Origin of the sequence: Methylobacterium frigidaeris, assembly GCF_022179185.1 — a bacterium.
GTDB classification, from domain to species: domain Bacteria; phylum Pseudomonadota; class Alphaproteobacteria; order Rhizobiales; family Beijerinckiaceae; genus Methylobacterium; species Methylobacterium frigidaeris.
Genome location: NZ_BPQJ01000022.1, coordinates 104958 through 111321 on the forward strand (window position 1 = coordinate 104958; position 6364 = coordinate 111321).

The window sequence follows — 6364 nt, forward strand, 5'->3', positions numbered from 1 at the left end:
GGCCGCCCGTGCCGCTCCTCGAGATCCAGAACCTCTCCGTCGAGTTCCCGTCCGCCGGCGGGACGCTCCGCGCCGTCGACGGCGTCAGCCTGACCCTGGAGGAGGGGGAGGTGCTCGGCGTCGTCGGCGAGTCCGGCTCGGGCAAGAGCGTGACCATGATGGCGCTGATGGGCCTCGTCGCCTATCCGGGCCGCGTCCGGGCCGACCGCCTCGCCTTCGCGGGCCGCGACCTCCTCGGGATGCCCACCCGCGAGCGCCGCCGTCTCACCGGCCGCGACGTTGCGATGATCTTCCAGGAGCCGACCACCAGCCTCAACCCCTGTTTCACGATCGGCTTCCAGATCACCGAGAGCTTGCGCCAGCATCTCGGCCTCGACCGGAGGGCCGCGAAGAAGCGGGCGATCGAGTTGCTGGAGCAGGTCGGCATCCCGGCCGCCGAGAGCCGGCTCTCGGCCTATCCGCACCAGCTCTCGGGCGGCATGAACCAGCGGGTGATGATCGCCATGGCGATCGCCTGCAACCCGAAGCTTCTCATCGCCGACGAGCCGACCACGGCGCTCGACGTCACCATCCAGGCTCAGATCCTCGATCTCCTGCTCTCGCTCCAGCGCGAGCGCGGCATGGCGCTCGTGCTCATCACCCACAACATGGGCGTGGTCGCCGAGACCGCCGACCGGATGATGGTGATGTATGCCGGCCAGGTGATGGAGGAGCAGCCCGCCGGCGCATTGTTCGCCAGCCCTCAGCACCCCTACACCGCGGCCCTGCTGGCGGCCCTGCCGGAGCGCAGCGAGGGCGGGCGGCTCGCCACCATCCCGGGCGTGGTGCCGGGCCTCTACGACCGGCCGCGCGGCTGCCTGTTCGCACCGCGCTGCGCCTACGCCACGGATCACTCCCGCAACGAGCGGCCGGCCTTGCGCCCGTGGCAGGGTGGCTTCGTGCGCTGCCACTACCCCTTGGGTGATCCCTCCCGCGACGCCCGCATCCGCCAGGACCACCCTGTCGGCGCGAGCGCCGAGGCAGCCGCCTCGGAGGTGACCCCGTGAGCGCCCCCGTCGTCGTCGCCGACAATCTCCGCCAAACCTACGAGATCCGCCGCGGACTGTTTCGCGCGCCGGCCCGTCTCCAGGCGGTCGGCGGCATCTCGTTCTCGATCGAGCCCGGCCGGACGCTCGCGGTGGTCGGTGAATCCGGTTGCGGCAAGTCGACCCTCGCCCGGATGGTGACGCTGATCGAGCCGCCGACCGACGGCGACCTCACCCTCGACGGGATCGACGCCGTCGACCCGCCGAGCACGGAACGCCGTCGCCTGCGCCGCACCGTGCAGCTGGTGTTCCAGAACCCGTACGGCTCGCTCAACCCGCGCAAGCGCATCGGGGCGATCCTGGAGCAGCCGCTCGCGATCAACACCGGCCTGTCGGGCCAAGAGCGCCGCGAGCGGGTGCGGGCAATGATGGCCAAGGTCGGCCTGCGCCCGGAGCACGACGCACGCTACCCCCACATGTTCTCCGGCGGCCAGCGCCAGCGCATCGCCATCGCCCGGGCGCTGATGCTGTCGCCGAAGCTCGTGGTCGCCGACGAGCCGGTCTCGGCCCTCGACGTGTCGATCCAGGCCCAGGTGCTGAACCTCCTGGCGGACCTGCAAGCGGAACTCGGCCTCGCCTATCTGTTCATCTCGCACGATCTCGGCGTCGTCCGCCACATCGCCCACGAGGTGCTGGTGATGTATCTCGGCCTTGCCATGGAGCAGGGGCCGAAGGAGGCGATCTTCGCCCGGCCGCTGCACCCCTACACCCAGGCCCTGATGGCGGCGACGCCGGGCGTCAGCCCCCGCACCCGTGAGCGGATCGTGCTGCGGGGCGAGCTGCCCTCGCCGCTCAACCCGCCGCGGGGCTGCGTGTTCTCGACCCGCTGCCCCCACGCTACCGCCCGCTGCCGCGAGGAGCGCCCGGAGCCGCGGCCTCTGGCGGGCCGGGCGGTGGCCTGCCACTACGCCGAGGACTTTCTGGAAGGGGCGCCGGGGCACGGGCGGGCGGTGGCGGTCTGACGCGCGTGCCCGCGATCCCATCGCCGGGCGTCACCGCGGTTGCTCACGGTGTGTTCAAGCCAGGGGGGCTTCGCGCTGCGGCATTCCGCACTACCATGAGAGCAGTGGGAGGCCAGCGACCGGACCCGTGACAGAGCACGCTGCGACGGCCCAGCCGAGAGCCCTGATCCTCGCCCGCGCGCTGACCTTCCGGGCCGGCCTCAGGGTCGCGCGCCTGCGCCACTGGCTCGCCGGCCGGCTGCCGCCCCGGGCCCGCGGGCGGCTGGCCGAGAACGTGCGGGCCGCCGAGCTGGCCGGCCTCGCCTTCGCGTTCCGGGCCCGGGCCGTCGCGATCGTGGTGGTGTCGCTGTGGCTCCTGGTCCTCGTGCCCTGGCCACGCGACCTCTACTACCTCTCCGTCGCCGGCCTGTTCTTCCTCCTCGGCTACGTGCCCTACCGTCTGCGCCACCACCGGCGGGCGGGGGCGATCAAGCTGGCCTTCACGGTGCTCGACATCGCGCTCATGACCGCGGCGATCATCGTGCCGCCGCCAGCCGGACTCGGAGTCGACTGGCCGATCCAGACGCGGCTGCGCACCCCGGAATTCCTCTACGTGCTGCTCCTCCTCGGCGAGGCGGCGCTGACCTACTGGCCGGTGGCGGTGCTCTGGACCGGGACATGGATCGCGGCGATCTGGTCGCTCGGCGTCTGGCTGGTCTACGGTCGCGAGGACACGACGCGCTTCGCCGACGCCGCCCGCGACGGGCGCCTGAGCGCGGACGCCTCCCTGAAAGTCTTCCTCGACCCGACCTATGTCGGCCTGACCCCGCTCTGGACGCAAGTCATCGTCACCGGCCTGTTCACGCTGCTGCTGGCCATCGCGGTGTGGCGCGGCCGGGGCACGATGCTGGCCCAGGTGCGCTCGGAGGTGGTCCGGGCCGACCTCGCCCGCTACGTCTCGCCCGACGTCGCCGACGCGCTGGCGGCCCGGGCCCATGCGGGCTTCGGGGCGCCGCAGACCCGGGTGGTGGCGGTCCTGTTCGCCGACGTCGTCGGCTTCACCGGCATGAGCGAGGGTCTGGGGCCGGAGCGGGCCTTCGCGCTGCTGCGCGGTTTTCGCGAGCGCAGCTGCAAGGTGGTGTTCCGCCATGCCGGCACCCTCGACAAGTTCCTCGGCGACGGCTTCATGGCGACCTTCGGCGGGCTCGACGGGCGCGGCGACGGTGCCGCCCGGGCGATGGCCTGCGCGGTCGACCTCCAGCGGGAGGTCGACGCCTGGAACGCCAAGCGCGAGGCCCGCGGGGCCGCGCCGGTGCGGGTAGCGGTCGGGGTGCATTGCGGCCCGGTGGTGATCGGCAATATCGGCGCCGACCAGCGGGTCGAGTTCACGGTGATCGGCGACGTCGTCAATGTAGCGAGCCGTCTCGAAGCCGCCACCCGCGAACTCGGCGGCCGCATCGTCGCCTCCGAATGCTGCCTGTCGGCCGCCGGGCCGGAAGTGGCGGGCCGCTTCACCCGCACGCTCCCCCTGACCCTGCGCGGCCGCACCCAGCCGATCGTGGTGCACGTGGCGGAGTAGGACTCGGTGTCGGGATCGGCTTGACGAAGCCGCCCTATCCCCGCTGCAGGATCTCGATGCGCACGCCGTCCGGCCCCTCGAAGAAGGCGATCCGCAGGCCCGGCCGCACGTCGGTGATGCCGGAGACCAGGGGAATGCCGCGGGCAGCGAGATCCGCCACCGTCGCCTCGATGTCCTCGACGCGCAGCCCGATATGCTCGATGCCGCGATTCGGCGGCACGGCGGCCGGCCCGGTGCCCTCGGGGGCCTGCTCGATGAACATCCTCATCCCGCCGAGATCCAGAATGATCCGGCTCGGGCTCTCCCCACCCTCGCGCCCGGTCTCCCGCGCACCCAGCACCTCGCCATAGAACCGCGCCGCCGCCACCGCGTCCCGGCTGCGCAGATGGAGATGGTCGTAAACATAGCCCATGCGGGTCTCCCTCCGGAGCGTCATGTCGCGCTCCGCTTGTCCCGGCACGTACGGTACGTCGCCCGGGCGCCGCGCGATAGACGCACCCGCCCGCAGCCGCCATCCGGACCACGGTTGACGCATCGCCGCGCACCACCCTACAGAAGGGGCACCCGGGCCCAGTGCGCCCGCGGTCGGAAGGGTGGCCGAGTGGTTTAAGGCAGCGGTCTTGAAAACCGCCGTGGGGGCGACTCCACCGTGGGTTCGAATCCCACCCCTTCCGCCAGGTATTTCAATGAGTTAGCTCGCGCTCTGCGTTGTAAGCCACTGGCGACTCCGCTGTGTTTGTGCTCGGTTTTGTGCCCATCTTGGCCATAGCGCGGTGGAGATGTTCGGTTACGAGGTGAGAGTAGCGCAACGTCATCGTGATCGTTCGGTGGCCGAGGATCGCCTGAAGGGCGGCGAGATCACCGGTCGTCATCAGGAACACGGAAGCGAACCGGTGACGGAGATCATGGCAGCGCCACGGGACGCCCGCTCGTTTCGCAATGTTCCGATACTGACTGGCGAAATGGGTGTAAGGGCGGCCGTCGCCATTCCAAAAAACGTAGTGCCCGGTAATGTGCCGAGGGGTGCTAGCGAGGATGGCCAGAGCATCATCGCTTAAGGGCACGATGCGGGAGCTGGCAGTCTTGGTCTTCTTAAGGCGTACCTCACGGCGTTCGGCTGAGACCTGCGACCATTCCAGCGACACGACCTCCTCCTGGCGCATGCCAGTAGCGGCCAGGAAGCGTATAATCCGCCCTACCATTGGTGAAGCATGCGCGACGAGGTGCTCAACCTCGGCCTCGCTCGGAAAAGAGGTTCTGGGCGGCGCCTCCCGGATGTGACGCTTATCAAATACCTTGACGGTATTGACATCGATGTAATCCCAAGCCACTGCGCAGGAGCAAAGCCCGCTCAACGTGGCAAGATCTCGCCGGATGGTCGCTCCTTTGGCTCCCCCACGCCGCCGCTCTGTCACATAATCACTTAAACGAGTCTTATTGATCTCGTCGATATAACAAGCATCGAAATGCTCTCCGAGCAGACGGAGGCTGGACCGATACCGACGCTGAGTCGCTGGCCTAAGAAATCGAGACGGTCTTGATCAAATTTCTCGGGAAGCATGCCCTCCTGAACGTCAAAGGGACTATAAAAGACTCAGATGATTGGGATACGAACTGTGCTCCGATGACGCTCACGATCGGTTGACAAGGGCGATATCGTCTCGCCACGTCGTGCCGGCGATATGCGGCCCGCACCGCCGGTAGCGTCGATGAGAGAGGCCGAGGCTCGATCTTAGAACGCCGGCCGTCGGCAGCCATTCGGGTGTCTGGCATCGATGACAGAGCCCTGACGCTTTGCACGATCGCTGAGCGACCAGAGCAGTTCGCCAGCTTGGTCTCCGAGCCGTCCGAAGGGCGCCGGTGAAGGCTCTCACGCCCGCCATTCGCCGCGCACGGCGAAACAGGCCGCCACGAAGGCGGTGGCAAGGGCCGCGGCGAGCTCCCGTCCGCCCGACAGGAAGAGCGTCAGGACGAGGCAGGTGAGGAACGAGGCCGTCCCCATCAGGACCGGGCGGCCGCGGCGGCGCGGGGGAGGGGCCGGGGCCGAGGCCGGCTCGGGTGGAGGAGGCGGCGCGGCCGGCGCCGCCATGACCGGCTCGGCATGCACCCGGAGGCCGAAGCCCACCAGCGCGCTGAGCCCGCCGAGGACGATCCAGGCCGGGATCAGGAACGACGCCATGCCGAGCACCATTGTCTGCTCGGACTTGTAGTGGAACCCCGGCCGCGTCACGGCGACGATCCCGAGGAGGGGCAGGCCAAGGCAGATCAGGGTCGTAATCCAGAAGACCCGGCGCGCCGACAGTTGCCACTCCCGAGAGATTGCTAATCCTCCCGGCCGCTCCGCTCCCGACATCCGCTCTCCCCCTGGGTAATTTCGCGTGCTCGACGATATCGACGGTAGATTCGGGGGCGACGCAAGGGGAATTCGGGCTGCGGCCCGACCGCTTCGGCCGGTAGCTCATGTGGCCAGCGGCAGCCAGATGCTGACGCAGAGAAAATCCGTCTCTGGTCTGTCAGCTCCGATTGTGTATCGGCATGCCGCGCGTCTATCGTCCCGCATTGACACGCCCGGGAGGTGAAGACGTGCGATTCGCGGCATATTTCTGTGGCTCTCTGCTCTTTTGCGGCCTCGCTCAGGCGTCCGAGTACCGAACGCCAAGTATGTATGGGGTGCAGCTAAAGAGACAGCTATCTGTCATACCACCGCTTAAGCATTGACGCGTGCGATGTATTTGAAGTTGGCGATGGAGCGGACGCGC

Annotated in this window: 6 protein-coding genes, 1 tRNA gene and 1 pseudogene; 4 read left to right on the forward strand and 4 right to left on the reverse strand. The window is 68.9% G+C overall.

Features of this window, described 5'->3' with window-relative positions; genetic code table 11:
- Positions 1-8 precede the first annotated feature (8 nt).
- The 3 genes from MFF64_RS21880 (at position 9) to MFF64_RS21890 (ending at position 3605) form a co-directional block, all read left to right on the forward strand.
- The gene (locus MFF64_RS21880; RefSeq protein ID WP_099899026.1) at positions 9-1046 is read left to right on the forward strand and encodes an ABC transporter ATP-binding protein; all 1038 of its coding nucleotides are present in this window, start codon (positions 9-11) and stop codon (positions 1044-1046) included.
- Entirely contained in the window at positions 1043-2047 is a 1005-nt protein-coding gene (locus MFF64_RS21885) for a peptide ABC transporter ATP-binding protein (RefSeq protein ID WP_099899024.1), read from the forward strand. Before MFF64_RS21880 ends, MFF64_RS21885 begins: the two co-directional genes overlap by 4 nt.
- A gap of 127 nt (positions 2048-2174) precedes the next feature.
- The gene (locus MFF64_RS21890; protein WP_238192379.1) at positions 2175-3605 is read left to right on the forward strand and encodes an adenylate/guanylate cyclase domain-containing protein; all 1431 of its coding nucleotides are present in this window, start codon (positions 2175-2177) and stop codon (positions 3603-3605) included.
- 34 nt (positions 3606-3639) lie between these two features.
- On the opposite strand, the gene MFF64_RS21895 is transcribed toward MFF64_RS21890, so the two are convergent.
- Positions 3640-4041 carry a VOC family protein gene (locus tag MFF64_RS21895; RefSeq protein ID WP_309296459.1) on the reverse strand — a complete coding sequence of 134 codons (402 nt, stop codon included), beginning with the start codon at positions 4039-4041 and terminating at the stop codon, positions 3640-3642.
- A 151-nt stretch (positions 4042-4192) separates the two neighbouring features.
- On the opposite strand from MFF64_RS21895, the gene MFF64_RS21900 reads away from it, so the two are divergent.
- Positions 4193-4282, forward strand: a tRNA-Ser gene (locus tag MFF64_RS21900).
- A 6-nt stretch (positions 4283-4288) separates the two neighbouring features.
- Here MFF64_RS21900 and MFF64_RS21905 read toward each other — a convergent pair.
- From MFF64_RS21905 to MFF64_RS21910, 3 genes and pseudogenes are all read right to left on the reverse strand, one after another.
- On the reverse strand, positions 4289-4807 hold the full coding sequence (locus MFF64_RS21905; protein ID WP_438823088.1) for a tyrosine-type recombinase/integrase: 519 nt from the start codon (positions 4805-4807) through the stop codon (positions 4289-4291).
- A gap of 141 nt (positions 4808-4948) precedes the next feature.
- A pseudogene (locus MFF64_RS37875) lies at positions 4949-5116 on the reverse strand (site-specific integrase); the annotation flags it as partial.
- Positions 5117-5475: 359 nt separating this feature from the next.
- The gene (locus MFF64_RS21910) at positions 5476-5835 is read right to left on the reverse strand and encodes a hypothetical protein (protein ID WP_238192381.1); all 360 of its coding nucleotides are present in this window, start codon (positions 5833-5835) and stop codon (positions 5476-5478) included.
- Positions 5836-6364: the final 529 nt, after the last annotated feature.